The organism is Bradyrhizobium sp. 195 (genome assembly GCF_023101665.1).
In the GTDB taxonomy this organism is placed as follows: domain Bacteria; phylum Pseudomonadota; class Alphaproteobacteria; order Rhizobiales; family Xanthobacteraceae; genus Bradyrhizobium.
Genome location: NZ_CP082161.1, coordinates 5,690,944 through 5,707,103, shown reverse-complemented (window position 1 = coordinate 5,707,103; position 16,160 = coordinate 5,690,944). Strand labels below are relative to the sequence as shown.

The following is a 16,160-nucleotide window of genomic DNA, read 5'->3' as shown; positions in this document are numbered from 1 at the left end:
GCTTGCCTGCACCGACAGCCTGACCTCGCGCCTCTTTTGCTCGTGCCGCACGTTGACGTCCATCGTCGCGCACGTCACGAGGGTGTAGAGTGCGAGGGGCGCGCTCGGTCCGGAGGGTCGAATGGTTGCGACGTCTTTCACACCAATGGCTTCGCTGATGGGCGGCGCGCTGATCGGCTTGTCCGCAGTCCTGCTGATGTGGGCGAAGGGACGAGTCGCCGGCGTCAGCGGCATCGCGGCACGGCTGTTTCCGCCCTACGAGGACGGCGAATTCGCCGGTCGGCTGGCCTTCGTCGCCGGTCTTGTCGCCGCACCCGTGCTGGTGCGGCTCACCATGGGAAGCCTGCCGCCGCAGACGATCGAAGCGGGAACGGTGATCCTGATCGTCGGCGGCTTGCTCACCGGCTTTGGCTCGGTGTGGGGCAGCGGCTGCACCTCCGGCCATGGCGTCTGCGGCCTGTCGCGGCTCTCGCCGCGCTCATTGGTTGCGACCGCCGTCTTCATGGCAGCCGGTATGGCGACCGTCTTCGTGATGCGGCACTGGAGCTGACGCCGATGGCCATCCTCATTCAATTCGTGATCGGCCTGATCTTTGGTCTCGGTCTCATCGTCTCCGGCATGTCCGACCCGGCGAAGGTTCTGAACTTCCTCGACATCGGCGGCATTCCGACCGGGACATGGGATGCGAGCCTTGCCTTCGTGCTGGCCGGTGCGGTGGCCGTGACCTTCATCGGCTTTGGCCGCGTCCTGAGGCGGGCGCATCCGTTCTTCGCCGAACGATTCTATCTCCCCACGCGAAGAGACATCGATTCCAGAATCGTCGCAGGTCCGGCGATCTTCGGGATCGGCTGGGGATTGGCGGGCTTCTGTCCGGGGCCGGCGTTGACCGCGCTCGGGTTCGGGTCTTCTTCCGCCTTCATCTTCGTCGCGGCGATGTGTGCCGGCATGGTGCTCGCGCGCTTTGTCGCCCACCGGCCGTCACTGATGCGCTTCGTCGCGCCGGCCGATCCGCTCGAAACCTGACGTCCCTGCAGAGAGTGGAAGTCATGGACATGAACTATCCCGAAATCGTCAGGCAGATCTCCGCCAACATGCAGCAAGCTGCGGAGCGACATTCCCGATGACGCCGAAAAGGACCGGACGACGATCGTCGTCCGATCCCTTTGCCTTTGCCTTACCTCGCGGTCATTACCAGCGGTCGTCGCCGACACCCACGCCGACGCTGACGCCAGGCGCGCGAATGCCGACGCCGGCGCGCGGGCCGTCATCCCAGTCGCGATGATACGACCGACGCTCGTAATAACGCTCGCGCGGCATGGAATTATAGGAATCGCGTACGACCACGCGCGAACCGCCGCGCGTGCGATAGCAGCGGCCGGCGTCGTCGCAGACAAGCCGTACCTGCTGGACCAGATCCGGATTGGTGTACTCGCTGCTCGTGTAAATATCGGACGCCTTCGCGCTCGAAGCGGCTGCCAAAGCACCGACGCCCGCCAACAGCGCAATCGTGAATGTCTTCATCCTGTCCTCCTCAGAAACTGCCCTCGGCGGTAACAAGAAGGGGAGGCGGTGATCGTTCCCCGCCGCGGTGCTGGTTTTTCCCGGAACTGCCCGTCTTTTGGGCGGTTCCTAGATCGGCTCGTAAGTTTCGGTCCCGCAGATGTCGTCGGCTTCCGCACGACGGCGGTCGACAACCTTTCCGCCTGTTATCGTTACGATGTAGGTCTGGGCACCGAGCGAAGTGCCGGTCGCGGAGGTGAGCTGCGCGCGCACGCAGGAGGTCCAACCCGGTCCGCGCACCTCACGATGGGGCGGGGCGACGTGCACCTCGCGCGGATAGGAGGTGGTCAGGAAGACGACATCGATCTGCTCGCGGACCAAGCGCTTGACGTCGGGAGGCGCTTCGGGCGGCGACTGCTCGGCCTCCTTCATGCGCATGAACTCCGGCACCGGGGCGCGGCTGTCGGCAAAGCCGCAGGCACCGAGCGCGAGCGCGCCGGCGAGCAGCGCCGCTTGAGCAATAGTCCGCAACATCCGTGAAGGTCCCCCGCGGCCCAACAGATAGGTAGCAATGCGATCCGACGAAGTCCCCGGCGATCAAGATTTGCTGAAGTGCCGGAACTCGCGGCATTTCATATTCCGGAATTGCACGCTAAGTTTGTACCCCAGACGAAGGGGATTGCACCAATGAGGATTTTGGTCATAGCGGCCGCCGTGCTGGCGCTGACGGCCGCATCGGCGCAGGCGCAGAGCCGGCGGCCTGCCACTGACCCCGCCAAGCCGGCGGACAACAAGCCCAAGGTCGACGAGAAGGCCTACAAGGCCGCGCTCGAGCGCATTCCCGAACCCAAGGACAAGTACGACCCCTGGGGCGGAGCCCGCCCCAGCGAACCCGCCAAGAAGCCGAAATAGGCAGCCGGCCTCTGGCGCTTCAACGGGGGTTGCGCGCGATCCCCGCACGGGCGCGCAGAACTACCATCCGAGGGCCGTGATCAATCAGCCGTCCGCCGATCGTTGCTTCTGAGGCGGCTTCACTCACGGGATCGACGAAGAGGTGCCCGCGATCGCCGCGCTTGCAGGGCAGCGCCGTCGCGGCGTCACGCAATCATAACCTTGCTGTGGCTGCGATGCGAACGCTCGTTCACATCGTGCGCATTATTGCACGAAGGCGAGGCCGACGCGCTTGTCACTCCTCAATACTGGCGCTACTTGCACAGCGCTTCAGACTTCGATTGCGACGCTGGAGCGGCCAGTCACTTCCCGCCGACTTTACTCACAAGCCCTTCTTTTATGGCGTTACGCGCCGATGGAGATTCCGATGAAGACCACGCTTTCGCTTCTGCTCGCCGCCGCGTTCTCGCTGTCGTCGATGCCCGCCCACGCCGTCAAGTGGGACCTCTCGACCATGAGCTGCAAGCAGTTCCTCGAGAGCGGCGAAGACAATATCCAGGTCGTGCTGACCTGGATGGACGGCTGGTACAAGGGCGACGAGGACAACGCGATCATCGACACCGACGTGTTCATCGAGAACGCCAAGAAATTCGGTGCCTATTGCGGAAAGAATCCGACCGCCAGCATCGTCACCGCGGCCGACGAAGTGCTCGGCAAGTGATTTGAATCGTGCGGGCCGAAGCGCAACTGCAATCGCGCTTCGGCCTCTCGCTTCGATGCAAACGCGATGGAGAGCCGCGGTGCGCTTTGCGCTCGCGCGGCTCTCGTCTTTTGAGCTGATGCTCAGCCCGGCAGCATAGCGAACGCGCTCGACACCATCGCCACCGGCTTGTTGTCGGCAGCCGAGAGCAGCGTGACGCGGCCAAAGCTCATGGTACGCCCGAGCCGCACCACGCGCGCGTCCGCCAGCACGTCCATTGAGGAGACCGCGCGCATGAAATGCGTGGTCTGGTCGACCGTGGTCATGGGGCGATAGCCGCGATTGGCAGCGAGGATCGCGATCACCATCGCGGTGTCGGCGAGCGCCATCAGGGCCTGGCCGCAGACCACGCCGCCGTTCCGGCACAGCCGCTCCGAAAACGGCATGCGCAGGAGCGCGCCCGGCTGCCAGTCCGCCACATCCGCCGGCTGCGCGTGCTCGATGCGCTCGACCGCGAGGTTGAGATCCTGGACCCAGGGCGCAAAAACCTCGCCGAGGATGCGTCTGGCGTCGGGGAGGCCGAATTCGGCGTCTGGCTGCATTTGCATTGCTGTCGCGCTCTCCTGTATTGACTGATGTTTCGTCCCATTGTGCGCGCATCGGCGCGGCAAAGTCACCCGGTCTCGCACCGGTCCCGTCGGCTTGAAAATGCCTGACTTGGGCCGATATGATGGCTCGCTTGGGTAGGGGTGGATGATGTTGCGTCGGTGTGTCCTCGTCTTCTCTATGGTCGCGCTCGGCCTGGCGCTGAGCGGCTGCACCAAGTGCGGTCCGATCTGGGACGATTGGCTGCATGCGCCCAAATCGTGCCGATCGGATCGGCTCTAACGGGCCCGAACGGCCCCGGCGGCCGCGACCGGCGACGACAAGGATGACGAGACGCGGGCGATCCGTGCCTCATGGATGATCAAGGAGTAGACGATGAAGCTTTTCCGTTTGGCCGCGGTGCTGGCCGTGGTGGCGGGACCTGCCTACGCGCAAATGCCCCAGCTCAATTTGCTGCAGGACGCCCCGAGCAAGACCCCGGAGGAGAGGGCCGCTGAAGCCGAGCGTGACAAGGCCTATAAGGAGACGCTGAAGAAGATTCCGGACACCAAGGCGTCCAACGATCCCTGGGGCGGCATGCGCTCCGATCCGCCGAAGCAGACCGCGGCGCCGAAGGCCTCGGCCGCAACCAGCGCGCCGAAGAAGAAGTCCGGCACGGCCGCCAATTGATCGCATGGCCCGATCGGGGGCTGCAACGACGCCTCCGATTGGGACTCCTCTTGATCCGATCCGCTCCCTACATTTGGTCGAGCGTATTGCGTAGAGGAGAGCAGGGCATGGCCGATCGCCCGCGGGATCTTGCCGAGCGGATGGCGCGCCGGCGCAAGCCGGCCGGCAAGCCCGGCCAAACGGTCGGCGACGGCTATCTGCGCGAGACCTTCACGCTGCCGCGTGCGGCGGCGCGGGAACGGGCGCAGGCCTTCTTCGCCCGCTACCCCAAGGCCGGCTATATGAGCGCGGTCGAGACCTGGCGCGAACTGCCCGGCGGCGACATCGAATTCACCATGCGGCGGCTGCCCAGCGCGGACTGAAACGGGCCTGATCCGCAGACCTTGCTAGTCGAGGGTCTCGGCAACGATGCGGATCCGGAACACGGGCTCCTTGGCCTCGTCCAGCAGCTCCATGTGCCATTCGGAATTTTCCTGGAGCTTGCGCGCAAGGCCGGCGGTCATGTCGGCGCAGACACTGGTCATTTCTTTCCAGGCCGAATCGCGATCGGCAAATTCCGTCGCCTGATCGGCGCAGCCGGAATAGCGGCCATTCCGGATTCGAAAGAAATAGAGCGGCATGGCTGGCACCGAATAGCGCGCGTGATGGCCTCGTCCCCAGGGCCATGGGCGCGCGCACTCCAATCCCAAACCAGCGTCAGATCAATTCCGGGCGGCTACGGATGATGCCGCGGATTTCATCCGGCGGGTTCTGGCGGCCTTTCGGCCGATCGCTTCAGCTCCCGATCGATGCGCAGCTGCACGCGCCGGATCGCGAGCAGATCGATTTTCGTCTCGGTCCTGCCGGACTTGATCTGCTCGCCGATCCGGAACTGCCATTGCCAGATTCCGGGAATCGCCGTCTTGGCGACGGTGAACTCGATGCCCCTGTGATTCATGGCGACCTCCCACGATTCACGTCCAAGATTGCAAACATGCTGGTCGTCTCAATATTCCCGAGACAAGCTAAATCTGTCGGTAAGCCCCGGATAGTTCAAGGATCTCTCGAAAGCGCGCGCCCCGAAACAAGTGAAGCCGTGTTTAAGACTCCGGTCCGTCAGCGAGACTGTCGGATCCCCGTGGTTCTCCGACCATGAACAGAGTTCCTGAGCTTACGTCCCGGTGCGTTCACGTACCGAGACCGGCCCGTGGGCCCGCCAGGGACCGATTCCATGCTGCGGCATGTGCTTTGCTTGGCGTGTAACGGCAAGCAACATGGGCCCGTCATGCTCGGCATTCCCCGCCGCTACAGTCACTTCGTCTTCGGAATCATCCAGTCCGGATTGACCTCGCTGATCGCGGCAGGGATCGCCAGCCTTCCCGCGGACAGTGCGATGATCTTCGTTGGGCACTGGATGGTGTCGTGGCTGATCGCCTGGGCCGCGATGCTGCCGATCTTGCTGTTGGCGGCGCCCGCGATCCGCGCCTTCGCGCTGCGCCTGACGCAGGAGGAGCGGGAACCGCGCGCCGGCAGCCAGGCTTAAAAAAACCCCGCCTGGGGAGAGCCAAGCGGGGCAGAAAGTTATTGGAGGCTGAGGTGCTGGGCTGCAACACCATAGCCGCATCACCCTAGCGGGCTCCGCTTACGGCAGCCTGACAGGCGGCAGACAGATTTCCGGGCGCGATGCTGAGGCCGCAGACTGGCCCCGCACCCGTCCCAATTTCGACATCCGTTCGCACAACTGCGGACACACCCGTCGGCAAGATTCCAAACCGTTCGGCGCCGCCATGGGGGAAACGTGGCACGCCGGCAACGGGGTGGCATCATGGATAACGTAGAGCGGTCATTCGCCGCCGCGACAGCGGCTGGCTTCGTGGTGCTGGTGATCGGCCTCGTGCTGCTGGCGCTGCTGTAGGACAGGCGCACGGGCGTGGCGCCCGTGCCCTGCGATGATCGAGGGCACGGGCGTGGCGCCCTTCGCAAAACTGGAAAACAACCCCATGCACAGTAGGCCGCATGGAAATTCTGTTGTTCTCTCAGTGGCTTGAAGGTAGTGTTTAGATACCGTTGCGCATGACCTGCGGGCCTTCCGCGTCATCTTGGCGTGCGATGCGGCCCCCTTGGGGGGACAAGGCGATCGCTAGCGGCCAGCTCTGCGCGGTTGGCGAGAGGGCCCCGCAAGCCGGACCGCCGGCGCGGCGTCACCAGTTTCGAAGCGGCCCCGGCGAGCTTCAGTGGATCTTGATGTCGTTCAGGGGAAGATGGAGCTCGCTGGCGCGCTCTTCGCGATCCCTCTTGCGAAACTCGTTTTCCTTGCGCTCGAACTTGATCATCTCCTCATGCGCCGCCTCGAGCAGCGGATTGCGCCTGATCGTTTCGCGGTGTTTGTCTTCGGTCATGACTGAGGTCCCCAGAGTTGCGGTCTCATCCTGAAGAAGGCCCCAGACCGCGAAAAGGTTCGGTGCCGTACGATTGCGGAATTATGACGGCGACGCGCGGCCGCGTCTTTGACGGACGTCAGTTTTAGTCGGGCAAGGACGTCGCGGCTGCTCTGCTATTTCGGCGGTTGCAGGCCGGGGGATTTGACCCAGTCGTGCAGATGATTGGCCAGCTCGGCCTGGCGGGCCTTCTTGAGCAGGGCGTCCCTTTCAGGACCGGGTGGAAGCCTGGAGGCGTCCGCCTTGACCTGCTTCACCCATGCGGAGAGCCGGTCTTGAAGGGTCAGTTGTTGTTTGAAACGTCGTCGCTTGAACATGGCACGCCCCTGTCCGTGTGAGGAGGGCGGGAGCGCAGTCGGCGTTCTCGTCACCGATAGCAGCCACGGTCCGTGCGGTGATGATGAGATTAGGATCCAGAATCGGAACGGCGTCTGTTCAGTTGTGCGCATAACGCGCCCATGGGTGGAATGCCCAAAACCGCAAAAGAACATATTGCGAACCTAGAACAAATGGGGTACATTGCTTTTATCGCCGAGCCGCCTCGCAACCGTTTGTCCCTCACGCGAATCCTCGCCATAAGGAGCACGACCCAATGTCCGCCACTGCCCTGCGTATCGTCGAAGGATCTTCCATGGACAAGAGTAAAGCTCTGGCCGCCGCGCTCTCTCAGATCGAGCGCCAATTCGGCAAGGGCTCGGTGATGAAGCTCGGCAAGAACGACCGCTCCATGGACATCGAGGCAGTGTCCTCCGGTTCGCTCGGGCTCGATATCGCGCTCGGCATCGGCGGCCTGCCCAAGGGACGTATCGTCGAGATCTACGGGCCGGAATCCTCGGGCAAGACCACGCTGGCGCTGCATACGGTGGCGGAAGCACAGAAGAAGGGTGGTATCTGCGCTTTCATCGACGCCGAGCACGCGCTCGACCCGGTCTATGCGAGGAAGCTCGGGGTCAACATCGACGAGCTCCTGATCTCGCAGCCGGACACCGGCGAGCAGGCGCTGGAAATCTGCGACACGCTGGTGCGATCGGGCGCGGTCGACGTGATGGTGATCGATTCGGTTGCGGCGCTGGTGCCGAAGGCCGAGCTTGAAGGCGAGATGGGCGATGCGCTGCCGGGACTTCAAGCGCGGTTGATGAGCCAGGCGCTGCGGAAGCTGACGGCCTCGATCAACAAGTCCAACACCATGGTGATCTTCATCAACCAGATCCGCATGAAGATCGGTGTGATGTACGGCTCGCCCGAGACCACCACCGGCGGCAACGCGCTGAAATTTTACGCCTCCGTCCGCCTCGACATCCGCCGCATCGGCGCGATCAAGGAGCGCGACGAGGTGGTCGGCAACACCACACGCGTCAAGGTGGTGAAGAACAAGCTGGCGCCGCCCTTCAAGCAGGTCGAGTTCGACATCATGTACGGCGAGGGCGTGTCCAAGATGGGCGAGATCCTCGATCTCGGCGTCAAGGCCGGCATCGTCGAAAAGTCCGGCGCCTGGTTCTCCTATGACAGCCAGCGCCTCGGCCAGGGCCGCGAGAACTCGAAAGCGTTTTTGAAGGCCAACCCCGACATCACCGCCAAGATCGAGACCTCGATCCGCCAGAACTCCGGCCTGATCTCCGAGCAGATCCTGGCCGGCACGCCCGAGAGCGACGCCGACGGCGAGGAGCCGGCGGAAGAGTAAGCCTTAACGCGAAAGTTTTTCGCGAGGAGCGGGCGCTGAAGACGTTGAGTTGCCGACGTCGTCAGTGCCCGTTTCGTTTTGCGTTGCGTTGATCAGGTGGTGAGATGAAGCGTCTGATCCTGACCAGTTCGTCCGGAGTCGGTCTCACCTATATCGGTCGCGCCGACATGGTCGTGCCCCTGATCTTTCGCTTCGTCTGGGGACCGCTGCCGACGTCGCACCACCTCGAAAGATACTTTACCGGTCGCTCTTACAGAGACGATCCAGAGGCGCAGTGGTCCGATCTTGTTCCGCGGTCTCCCGAGACCGGCCTCGCGCACAAGCAGCTCCCGCTGGATTGGTTCTGCAAGGCCTACGGCTTCGATCTCATCGAGCTGTGGTTTGATCCCCGTCCGAACGATCAATTGCAGCTGGTCTGGAGTCTCGATTACCTGCGCTCTCAATCCTACATGGGCGAGCGCCTGAAATTGAGCCTCGTCGATTTCGATCTGCTCGAATCGGGCGGTGCGAGGCTGCGCGACCGTGCCGTGCGGGCGTTCGACGTAGCAGAGCCTGACTTCGAGGCCGGCCGCATGGCCTGGGAAGCTTACCGGGCACCTACACCGGAGCTCTGTTTCGGATTGCTGGGCCGCGAACTGCCCAGGCTGCCTTTCCTGACGCCGGCGATGGAGCACTTGCTGGCAGAACTGCCGTCAACCATCAATGGGCTGGGCGCGACGGAATCGGGGCTTCTCGACCTGATTGCGAGGGGCCACAACCGCACGAAGGAGCTGTTTCAGCCGGGCGGACTGCTCGAGACGCGCGTGTTCGACCAGTGGGAGCTTGGTCCGTTGCTCGAAGGGCTTGGGTCCGGCCCGATGCCGGCGATCACCGGTCTCGACCCGAAGCTCGCCACTCTGGCCCCGCACGATGCGCGCGGTCGCAACGCCGCTTATCGCCGGAGCCGGCCGTCGCTGACCGAATTCGGCAAAGCGGTTCTGGAGGGCCGGGAGGATTTCCGCCGTCACAATCCGATCCGGCGTTGGTGGGGTGGTACGCTCCTCACCAACGAACAGCTCTGGCGCTGGGATCGCGAGAGCCGGTTGTTGATCGCGCCTGACTAAGGCCTGCGTGTTGCTCAGTATACTCCCGTATTGCGTATCAATTTTGAAAGTCGATCATGTCACATCTGATCCTGGCGACGAACGGTGGAGCAGCCGCGGTGCTCGACCGCTCTAACCTGGCGAACATCGCCCTCAGCTTTTCCCTTCGATACGTCCGGGGCCCATTGCCATCCGAAGAGGAGCTCGCGATGGGGCTGGAGCCACGTTCCGCGAAGCACTCCAGAAGGGGCGATCATTGGCTCGACGGCGTGGAACGAAATTGGCTGATGGACTTCGGCTCGCCGGACATTGGTTTCCTTCAGCTCTGCGAAAAGTTCGACTCGATCGAAGTGTGGTCCGATCCTCGGCCGAACGATCAACTCGTGCAAAGGCGTGTCACCGAGGCGCGGTGGATGCGCGATGTGTTCGACGAAAACGACGCGCACGATGCCTTGCTCGAACTTGGGGCACATTCGGCGCCGCCGGTCTTGTTGGGCGATCCGGCGTTCGACAATGACGATCGTTATTTCGGCAGAAGCGAGTGGAAGGTCACGCTGACTGAACTCGGGCGTTCAGTTTTCGCGCGCGAAGACGACATGTGGCGTCACAACCCGATCAAGCGCTGGTGGGGCGGGACCGAACTCACCAACGAACGGCTGTGGCGGTGGGACCGCGAAAGCCGGTTGTTGATTGCGCCTTGAGCTAAGGAGCGTAGCAACCATTAAAGGCTAGGCGACTTTTTCGGTCCAGGGCGTGCCGCGTTGTACGACAGTATTGGCGTAGATCAGGAGTTTCCTGGCGCAGGCGATTAGTGCTGCGTTGTGGACTTTGCCCCTTGCCATGAGGCGTGCATAGAGCGCGATCAAGGCCTTGTTCCAGCGGAAGGCAGCTGGAAGGGCCGCGGCGAACAGGGAGCGCCGTAGGCGGCTGCGGCCTCCGGCGATCTTGCGCTGTCCTCTGTGCTGTCCGCTGTCGGAATCGAAGGGAGCCAGCCCGGCCAGGGCTGCGGCTTGCTCCCGGCTGACGCGTCCGAGTTCGGGCATGCGGATGACGATCGCCAGCGCCGTCCGCTCGCCGATGCCGGGAATGCTCAGCACCAGCTTGAGCCGCATGGCTAGGGCGTCGTGGGCACGAAGGCGCTTGGCAATGTCACGAATCTGCGCGGCCTTGCGTGCCTTCAACCGGGCGATGTCGCTGTTGACGATGCGTCGCAACGCAGGCTCGTCGATGTGCTCGAGACGCGTCTTGAAGCGCCGGATATCTTCCTCGATCTGCTCAAGGAAGGTCAGATAGTCGGCCAATTCCGTCAATCGCGGATCCGGCGCGATCTCAGGGGGATCGAGCGCCGCAGCACAGGCGGCGATCAATACGGCGTCGAGCGCATCGTTCTTGGCCCGGCGCAAATGGACCTTGGCGAAGGCCTTGACCTGAAGCGGCTGCAGCAACAGCACGGTAAAACCGGCCGATCGCAAATGCTCCACCACGCCACGTTCATAGCCGCCAGTGGCCTCGATCCCGATCCGCGTGACGCCGGCCTTGGCCAGGTTTGCTGCCAGAGCGCGCCAACCCGGTAAAGCATTGGCGACCTGCCAGCGTTCGGTTCGACCATGAACCGCGATGTCCAGTTTAGCCTTGGACGTATCGATCCCGGCCGTCGTTATGTTAGTCTGTGTCATCTTCGTCGACCCTGCCTTGTGAAGCGAACCAAGTTGTTCCGGCAACCATCCGGGTCCGATGAAGGTGCTGACGCGATCACGCTACGGGGCAGCCACAAACTGCTCTGGGTGGGCTCGATCCGATCGCCAGCGGCCTGTCGCGGGGTGCAAACCGCGGCAGGCCATTCCTCATGGAACGGGTCGAGAATAAACGATCGCGCTATTACAAGGGTGGGCAAAGGCGCGTAAGCGCCGTGCCCACGATCTTTCACCGCATTAACAGGTGGTGGGCACGCTTGCGCTTTGCCCACCCTACGAGACCTTTGTCGCGTCTTACTCCGCGGCCTCTGCGTAGTCGCTCACCGGCGGGCAGGAGCAGACCAGGTTGCGGTCGCCGTAAACGTTGTCGACGCGTCCCACCGGGCTCCAGTATTTGTCGGTGCGCGAGCTTCCCGCGGGGAAGCAGCCTTCGGCGCGGGTGTAGGCGCGCTTCCAATCGTCGTCCGCGATGTCGTGCACGGTGTGCGGGGCATGGCGAAGCGGCGAGGCCTCTATCTTGAAGCGGCCGGCCTCGACCTCGGCGATTTCTTTCCGGATCGCAATCATGGCGTCGCAGAAGCGGTCCAGTTCGGCCTTCGATTCCGACTCGGTCGGCTCGATCATCAGCGTGCCCGGCACCGGGAAGCTCATGGTCGGCGCATGGAAGCCGTAATCGATCAGGCGTTTTGCGATGTCGTCGACGGTGACGCCTGAGGTCGTCTTCAGCGGACGCGGATCGACGATGCATTCGTGCGCGACGCGACCCTTGGCGTTCTTGTAGAGCACCGGGAAGTGCGGATCGAGGCGCGCTGCGATGTAATTGGCGTTGAGGATCGCGATCTCGGTCGCCCGCTTCAAGCCGTCGCCGCCCATCATCAGGATGTAGATGTAGGAGATGGTGAGGATCGAGGCCGAGCCGAATGGCGCAGCGGAGACCGGGCCGACCGGGGCATCCGCCTTCGTCGCGGGATGTCCAGGCAGGAACGGGGCGAGATGGGCCTTCACGCCGATCGGACCCATGCCGGGGCCGCCGCCGCCATGCGGGATGCAGAAGGTCTTGTGCAGGTTGAGGTGGCTGACATCGGCGCCGTAATCGCCGGGCCGGCTCAGGCCGACCTGCGCATTGAGGTTGGCGCCGTCGAGATACACCTGGCCGCCATGGCCGTGCACGATGTCGCAGATCTCGCGGATGTGCTCCTCGAACACGCCGTGGGTCGAGGGGTAGGTGATCATGACCGCGGCGAGATCGTTCGAGTGCTTCTCGGCCTTGGCGCGAAGATCATTGACGTCGACGTCGCCGTTCTTCTCGCAGGCGACCACCACCACGTCCATGCCGACCATCGCGGCCGAGGCCGGGTTGGTGCCGTGGGCGGAGGAGGGGATCAGGCAGATCTTGCGGTGCGTCTCTCCGCGCGCGGCATGGTAGCCGCGGATAGCCAAAAGCCCGGCATATTCGCCCTGCGCGCCCGAGTTCGGCTGCAGCGAGATCGCGTCATAGCCGGTGATGTCGCACAGCCATTTTTCCAGCCGCGTGAACAGCGCGTGGTAGCCCTTGGCCTGCTCGCGCGGCACGAACGGATGCAGCGAGCCGAACTCCGGCCAGGTCAGCGGCATCATCTCGGTGGTCGCGTTCAGCTTCATGGTGCAGGATCCCAGTGGGATCATCGCGCGGTCCAGCGCGAGGTCGCGATCGCTGAGCTTGCGCATGTAGCGCAGCATCTCGGTCTCCGAGCGATGCGCGTGGAACACCGGATGGGTGAGGAAGGAGGTCGCGCGCTTCAAGCCGTCCGGCAGCGCCTCGCGGGTCTCGGCGTCGATCTCGGCATAGGCGAGCTTGCCGCCAAAGGCGCGCCAGACCGCCTCCACCGTCGCGGGCGTCGTGGTCTCGTCGAGGGCGATGCGCAAGCTGGTCTCGCTGATCCCGAGATTGATCTTCTCGGCTGCTGCGCGCGCGACGATCTCGGCGCGCTTGGCGCCGGCATCGACGCTGAGCGTGTCGAAGAAACTGTCGGACTGCGGTACAAAGCCGAGCTTGCGCAGGCCAGCCGCGAGCACGGCGGTGCGCCGATGCACGTTGCGCGCAATCTGCGAGAGGCCCTCGGGGCCGTGATAGACCGCATACATCGAGGCGATCACGGCGAGCAGCACCTGCGCGGTGCAGATGTTGGAGGTCGCCTTCTCGCGGCGGATGTGCTGCTCGCGGGTCTGCAGCGCGAGGCGATAGGCCGGCATCCCGCGCGAGTCCACGGAGAGGCCGACGATGCGGCCCGGCAGCGAGCGCTTCAGCGCATCGCGCACCGCCATATAGGCCGCGTGCGGCCCGCCATAACCCATCGGCACGCCAAAGCGCTGCGCCGAACCGATCGCGATGTCGGCACCTAACTCGCCGGGCGAGGCGAGCAGCGTCAGTGCGAGCAAATCCGCGGCCATGATCGCGAGCGCACCCTTGGCCTTCAGCGCTGATATCGCGGGCCGGAGGTCGCGCACCGCGCCCGAAGAGCCCGGATATTGCAGCAGCGCACCGAGTACGTCGGCCTTGTCGAGATCGGTGAGGGGATCGCCGACGATCAGGGTCCAGCCGAGCGGCTCGGCGCGGGTGCGCATCACGGCCAACGTCTGCGGATGCACGTCCTTGTCGACGAAGAAGGCCTGCGCTTTCACCTGCGAGTGCCGCTCCGCCAGCGCCATGGCTTCGGCGGCGGCGGTGGCCTCATCGAGCAGCGAGGCGTTGGCGACGTCGAGCCCGGTGAGATCGCAGATCATGGTCTGGAAGTTGAGCAGCGCCTCCAGCCGGCCCTGGCTGATCTCGGGCTGATAGGGCGTGTAGGCGGTGTACCAGGCCGGATTTTCGAGGATGTTGCGCTGGATCACCGCGGGCAGGATGGTGCCGGAATAGCCCTGGCCGATCAGTGAGGTGAAGACCTGGTTCTGACGCGCAAGCTCGCTCATATGCGCGATCGCCTCGGTCTCGCTGAGCGGCTTGCCGAGGTCGAGCGGGGCGGCCTGCCGGATCGAGGCCGGCAGCGTCTCCGCCATCAAGGCATCGACGCTTTTTGCGCTGACCGTTTCGAGCATTGCGGTGACGTCGCGCGCCGACGGGCCGATGTGGCGGCGAACGAAGGCGGCGGTGTCGCCGTTGGATTTGCGGTGCGCGGTCATCATGGGTCCTCGCTAGATTTCGCTGTCGCCGTCATGCCCCGCGAAGGCGGGGCATCCAGTAGTCGCAGGCGTTAGTGCCGAGCCGAGAAGCCGCGGCGTACTGGATCACCCGCCTGCGCGGGTGATGACACCGAATACGGGGCGGCCGTTCGCTTCATCTCACGCCGTATGTGCCTTGTAGGCGGCTTCATCCATGAGGCCGCCGAGCTCGCTCTTGTCGGCAATCTTGATCTTGAAGAACCAGGCCTTGCCTTGTGCGTCCGAGTTCACCAGCGCCGGCTCGCTGGCGAGCTCGGCGTTGGATTCGAGCACTTCGCCCGTCACAGGCGCGTAGACGTCGGAAGCGGCCTTCACCGATTCCACGACCGCTGCGGCTTCCGCCTTCTTCAGCGTGCGGCCGACCTTGGGCAGTTCGACGAACACGACGTCGCCGAGCTGCTGCTGGGCGTAGTCGGTGATGCCGACGGTGGCAACGTCGCCCTCGATGGCCAGCCACTCATGGTCGGAGGTGTACAGCGTCGTGGTCATTTCGAATCCTCAGCGTTTGTAGGTGTTTTTGACGAAGGGCATGGCGGCGACCTGCAGCGGCAGCCGCTGGCCGCGCACCTCGGCGAACAGTTTGGTGCCGAGTGCGGCGAGGCTTACAGGCACGTAGCCCATGGCAACCGGCGCGTTCAGGCTCGGGCCGAAGCCGCCCGATGTGACTTGTCCGATCGGCTCGCCCGCGGTGGCGTCGGCAAACAGCAGCGCGCCCTCGCGCACCGGCGCGCGGCCTTCGGCGCGGAGGCCGACGCGGCGGCGAGACGCACCGTTATCGAAATGGGCGAGGATTTTTTCCGCGCCGGGAAAGCCGCCGGCGCGCGCGCCGCCGCTGCGGCGGCTCTTCTGCACCGACCATTCCAGCGCGGCCTCGACCGGCGTGGTGGCGGTGTCGATGTCGTGGCCATAGAGGCAGAGCCCGGCTTCCAGCCGCAGGCTGTCGCGGGCGCCGAGCCCGATCGGCAGCACGTCGGGGTTTTCGAGCAGCATCTTTGCGAGGCGCTCGGCGTCCGCAGCGGGGACCGAAATCTCAAAGCCGTCCTCGCCGGTGTAACCCGAGCGCGAGACGAAGCAGGCGATGCCGGCAACCTGGCGCGGCCCGGAATCCATGAACTTCATGGCGGGCGCCTCTGCACATAATTTCGCCAGCACGGCTTCCGCCTTCGGCCCCTGCAGCGCGATCAGCGCGCGGTCGGCAAGGGACTCGATGACGCAATCGTCCGAGAGATTCGCGCGCAAATGCGCCTCGTCTTCGGCCTTGCAGGCGGCGTTCACGACCAGGAACAGATGGTCGCCGAAATTGGCGACCATCAAATCGTCGAGAATGCCGCCATCCGCATTGGTGAACTGGGCATAGCGCTGCCGCCCCTCGGCAATCGCCACGATATCCTGCGGCACAAGCCGTTCCAGCGTGCGGGCGGCGTCCTCGACCCTCCCGGACTTCGGCCGGAGCGCGAGCTGCCCCATATGGGAGACATCGAACAGGCCGGCGGAGGCTCGGGTATGGAGGTGCTCCTTCAGCACGCCCGCAGGGTATTGCACGGGCATGTCATAGCCCGCGAACGGCACCATCTTGCCGCCCAGGGACACATGAAGCCCGTGAAGGGGCGTACGTTTCAGGGAGTCTTGGTCGTGCGCTAGCATCTCAAGGGGCCCTCGGCGGTTCCCCGGGGACGATTCCCCGATGGACACCAGTCGAAGCCCCATCTGTCGCTGTGCCTG

At 64.3% G+C, this 16,160-nt stretch carries 21 protein-coding genes; 10 read left to right on the top strand and 11 right to left on the bottom strand.

Annotated elements, in window-relative coordinates; all coding sequences use genetic code 11:
• Window positions 1-121: 121 nt before the first annotated feature.
• Together IVB26_RS26795 and IVB26_RS26790 are read left to right on the top strand one after the other, a co-directional pair.
• Window positions 122-550 carry a YeeE/YedE family protein gene (locus IVB26_RS26795; protein WP_247968127.1) on the top strand — a complete coding sequence of 143 codons (429 nt, stop codon included), beginning with the start codon at window positions 122-124 and terminating at the stop codon, window positions 548-550.
• Window positions 551-555: 5 nt separating this feature from the next.
• Complete coding sequence (locus IVB26_RS26790) at window positions 556-1,023, top strand: DUF6691 family protein (protein ID WP_247968126.1); 468 nt, start codon at window positions 556-558, stop codon at window positions 1,021-1,023.
• 165 nt (window positions 1,024-1,188) lie between these two features.
• On the opposite strand, the gene IVB26_RS26785 is transcribed toward IVB26_RS26790, so the two are convergent.
• Both IVB26_RS26785 and IVB26_RS26780 read right to left on the bottom strand, forming a co-directional pair.
• Window positions 1,189-1,521 (bottom strand): hypothetical protein, encoded by a 333-nt coding sequence (locus IVB26_RS26785; protein WP_247968125.1) that lies wholly within the window; start codon window positions 1,519-1,521, stop codon window positions 1,189-1,191.
• Between the two features lie 108 nt (window positions 1,522-1,629).
• Window positions 1,630-2,034 carry a hypothetical protein gene (locus IVB26_RS26780; protein WP_247968124.1) on the bottom strand — a complete coding sequence of 135 codons (405 nt, stop codon included), beginning with the start codon at window positions 2,032-2,034 and terminating at the stop codon, window positions 1,630-1,632.
• A gap of 153 nt (window positions 2,035-2,187) precedes the next feature.
• Between IVB26_RS26780 and IVB26_RS26775 the strand changes: the two genes are divergently transcribed.
• Together IVB26_RS26775 and IVB26_RS26770 are read left to right on the top strand one after the other, a co-directional pair.
• Complete coding sequence (locus IVB26_RS26775) at window positions 2,188-2,412, top strand: hypothetical protein (RefSeq protein ID WP_246925216.1); 225 nt, start codon at window positions 2,188-2,190, stop codon at window positions 2,410-2,412.
• Window positions 2,413-2,818: 406 nt separating this feature from the next.
• Complete coding sequence (locus IVB26_RS26770; protein ID WP_162307619.1) at window positions 2,819-3,112, top strand: HdeA family protein; 294 nt, start codon at window positions 2,819-2,821, stop codon at window positions 3,110-3,112.
• Window positions 3,113-3,234: 122 nt separating this feature from the next.
• On the opposite strand, the gene IVB26_RS26765 is transcribed toward IVB26_RS26770, so the two are convergent.
• A complete protein-coding gene (locus IVB26_RS26765; RefSeq protein WP_247968123.1) occupies window positions 3,235-3,699 on the bottom strand; it encodes a PaaI family thioesterase in 465 nt (154 codons plus the stop codon).
• A gap of 373 nt (window positions 3,700-4,072) precedes the next feature.
• On the opposite strand from IVB26_RS26765, the gene IVB26_RS26760 reads away from it, so the two are divergent.
• On the top strand, window positions 4,073-4,366 hold the full coding sequence (locus IVB26_RS26760) for a hypothetical protein (protein WP_247968122.1): 294 nt from the start codon (window positions 4,073-4,075) through the stop codon (window positions 4,364-4,366).
• A gap of 107 nt (window positions 4,367-4,473) precedes the next feature.
• Window positions 4,474-4,728, top strand: a complete 255-nt coding sequence (locus tag IVB26_RS26755; RefSeq protein WP_246925227.1) for a hypothetical protein — start codon at window positions 4,474-4,476, stop codon at window positions 4,726-4,728.
• A 24-nt stretch (window positions 4,729-4,752) separates the two neighbouring features.
• Here the strand turns inward: IVB26_RS26755 and IVB26_RS26750 are convergent, their stop codons facing one another.
• Window positions 4,753-4,986, bottom strand: coding sequence for a DUF6894 family protein (locus IVB26_RS26750; RefSeq protein ID WP_247968121.1), 234 nt, complete (start codon window positions 4,984-4,986; stop codon window positions 4,753-4,755).
• A gap of 116 nt (window positions 4,987-5,102) precedes the next feature.
• Window positions 5,103-5,303: a hypothetical protein gene (locus IVB26_RS26745; RefSeq protein ID WP_247326795.1), complete on the bottom strand. Its 201-nt coding sequence runs from the start codon at window positions 5,301-5,303 to the stop codon at window positions 5,103-5,105.
• 327 nt (window positions 5,304-5,630) lie between these two features.
• On the opposite strand from IVB26_RS26745, the gene IVB26_RS26740 reads away from it, so the two are divergent.
• Entirely contained in the window at window positions 5,631-5,888 is a 258-nt protein-coding gene (locus IVB26_RS26740; RefSeq protein WP_247968120.1) for a DUF2798 domain-containing protein, read from the top strand.
• A 688-nt stretch (window positions 5,889-6,576) separates the two neighbouring features.
• Here the strand turns inward: IVB26_RS26740 and IVB26_RS26735 are convergent.
• Both IVB26_RS26735 and IVB26_RS26730 read right to left on the bottom strand, forming a co-directional pair.
• A complete protein-coding gene (locus tag IVB26_RS26735) occupies window positions 6,577-6,744 on the bottom strand; it encodes a hypothetical protein (RefSeq protein WP_247326800.1) in 168 nt (55 codons plus the stop codon).
• A gap of 155 nt (window positions 6,745-6,899) precedes the next feature.
• Complete coding sequence (locus tag IVB26_RS26730; RefSeq protein WP_247968119.1) at window positions 6,900-7,100, bottom strand: hypothetical protein; 201 nt, start codon at window positions 7,098-7,100, stop codon at window positions 6,900-6,902.
• A gap of 275 nt (window positions 7,101-7,375) precedes the next feature.
• Between IVB26_RS26730 and recA the strand changes: the two genes are divergently transcribed.
• The 3 genes from recA to IVB26_RS26715 all read left to right on the top strand — a co-directional run bounded on the left by recA (window position 7,376) and on the right by IVB26_RS26715 (window position 10,247).
• Window positions 7,376-8,464: a recombinase RecA gene (gene recA, locus IVB26_RS26725; RefSeq protein WP_091965478.1), complete on the top strand. Its 1,089-nt coding sequence runs from the start codon at window positions 7,376-7,378 to the stop codon at window positions 8,462-8,464.
• Window positions 8,465-8,568: 104 nt separating this feature from the next.
• Complete coding sequence (locus IVB26_RS26720; protein WP_247968118.1) at window positions 8,569-9,567, top strand: hypothetical protein; 999 nt, start codon at window positions 8,569-8,571, stop codon at window positions 9,565-9,567.
• Between the two features lie 56 nt (window positions 9,568-9,623).
• A complete protein-coding gene (locus IVB26_RS26715) occupies window positions 9,624-10,247 on the top strand; it encodes a hypothetical protein (protein WP_247968117.1) in 624 nt (207 codons plus the stop codon).
• 27 nt (window positions 10,248-10,274) lie between these two features.
• Here IVB26_RS26715 and IVB26_RS26710 read toward each other — a convergent pair whose 3' ends face one another.
• From IVB26_RS26710 to gcvT, 4 genes are all read right to left on the bottom strand, one after another.
• Window positions 10,275-11,222, bottom strand: coding sequence for an IS110 family RNA-guided transposase (locus IVB26_RS26710; protein ID WP_247968116.1), 948 nt, complete (start codon window positions 11,220-11,222; stop codon window positions 10,275-10,277).
• Between the two features lie 312 nt (window positions 11,223-11,534).
• The gene (gcvP, locus tag IVB26_RS26705; protein ID WP_247973279.1) at window positions 11,535-14,399 is read right to left on the bottom strand and encodes an aminomethyl-transferring glycine dehydrogenase; all 2,865 of its coding nucleotides are present in this window, start codon (window positions 14,397-14,399) and stop codon (window positions 11,535-11,537) included.
• Window positions 14,400-14,558: 159 nt separating this feature from the next.
• The gene (gcvH, locus tag IVB26_RS26700; protein WP_247968115.1) at window positions 14,559-14,927 is read right to left on the bottom strand and encodes a glycine cleavage system protein GcvH; all 369 of its coding nucleotides are present in this window, start codon (window positions 14,925-14,927) and stop codon (window positions 14,559-14,561) included.
• Window positions 14,928-14,936: 9 nt separating this feature from the next.
• Entirely contained in the window at window positions 14,937-16,082 is a 1,146-nt protein-coding gene (gcvT, locus tag IVB26_RS26695; protein WP_247968114.1) for a glycine cleavage system aminomethyltransferase GcvT, read from the bottom strand.
• Window positions 16,083-16,160: the final 78 nt, after the last annotated feature.

Coding starts and splice junctions, on each gene's coding strand:
- gcvH (WP_247968115.1), bottom strand. CDS start 14,927: ATGACCACGACGCTGTACACCTCCGACCATGAGTGGCTGGCCATCGAG.
- IVB26_RS26745 (WP_247326795.1), bottom strand. CDS start 5,303: ATGAATCACAGGGGCATCGAGTTCACCGTCGCCAAGACGGCGATTCCC.
- IVB26_RS26715 (WP_247968117.1), top strand. CDS start 9,624: ATGTCACATCTGATCCTGGCGACGAACGGTGGAGCAGCCGCGGTGCTC.
- gcvP (WP_247973279.1), bottom strand. CDS start 14,399: ATGACCGCGCACCGCAAATCCAACGGCGACACCGCCGCCTTCGTTCGC.
- IVB26_RS26735 (WP_247326800.1), bottom strand. CDS start 6,744: ATGACCGAAGACAAACACCGCGAAACGATCAGGCGCAATCCGCTGCTC.
- recA (WP_091965478.1), top strand. CDS start 7,376: ATGTCCGCCACTGCCCTGCGTATCGTCGAAGGATCTTCCATGGACAAG.
- IVB26_RS26755 (WP_246925227.1), top strand. CDS start 4,474: ATGGCCGATCGCCCGCGGGATCTTGCCGAGCGGATGGCGCGCCGGCGC.
- IVB26_RS26795 (WP_247968127.1), top strand. CDS start 122: ATGGTTGCGACGTCTTTCACACCAATGGCTTCGCTGATGGGCGGCGCG.
- IVB26_RS26730 (WP_247968119.1), bottom strand. CDS start 7,100: ATGTTCAAGCGACGACGTTTCAAACAACAACTGACCCTTCAAGACCGG.
- IVB26_RS26765 (WP_247968123.1), bottom strand. CDS start 3,699: ATGCAAATGCAGCCAGACGCCGAATTCGGCCTCCCCGACGCCAGACGC.
- gcvT (WP_247968114.1), bottom strand. CDS start 16,082: ATGCTAGCGCACGACCAAGACTCCCTGAAACGTACGCCCCTTCACGGG.
- IVB26_RS26750 (WP_247968121.1), bottom strand. CDS start 4,986: ATGCCGCTCTATTTCTTTCGAATCCGGAATGGCCGCTATTCCGGCTGC.
- IVB26_RS26790 (WP_247968126.1), top strand. CDS start 556: ATGGCCATCCTCATTCAATTCGTGATCGGCCTGATCTTTGGTCTCGGT.
- IVB26_RS26720 (WP_247968118.1), top strand. CDS start 8,569: ATGAAGCGTCTGATCCTGACCAGTTCGTCCGGAGTCGGTCTCACCTAT.
- IVB26_RS26780 (WP_247968124.1), bottom strand. CDS start 2,034: ATGTTGCGGACTATTGCTCAAGCGGCGCTGCTCGCCGGCGCGCTCGCG.
- IVB26_RS26785 (WP_247968125.1), bottom strand. CDS start 1,521: ATGAAGACATTCACGATTGCGCTGTTGGCGGGCGTCGGTGCTTTGGCA.
- IVB26_RS26760 (WP_247968122.1), top strand. CDS start 4,073: ATGAAGCTTTTCCGTTTGGCCGCGGTGCTGGCCGTGGTGGCGGGACCT.
- IVB26_RS26740 (WP_247968120.1), top strand. CDS start 5,631: ATGCTCGGCATTCCCCGCCGCTACAGTCACTTCGTCTTCGGAATCATC.
- IVB26_RS26710 (WP_247968116.1), bottom strand. CDS start 11,222: ATGACACAGACTAACATAACGACGGCCGGGATCGATACGTCCAAGGCT.
- IVB26_RS26770 (WP_162307619.1), top strand. CDS start 2,819: ATGAAGACCACGCTTTCGCTTCTGCTCGCCGCCGCGTTCTCGCTGTCG.
- IVB26_RS26775 (WP_246925216.1), top strand. CDS start 2,188: ATGAGGATTTTGGTCATAGCGGCCGCCGTGCTGGCGCTGACGGCCGCA.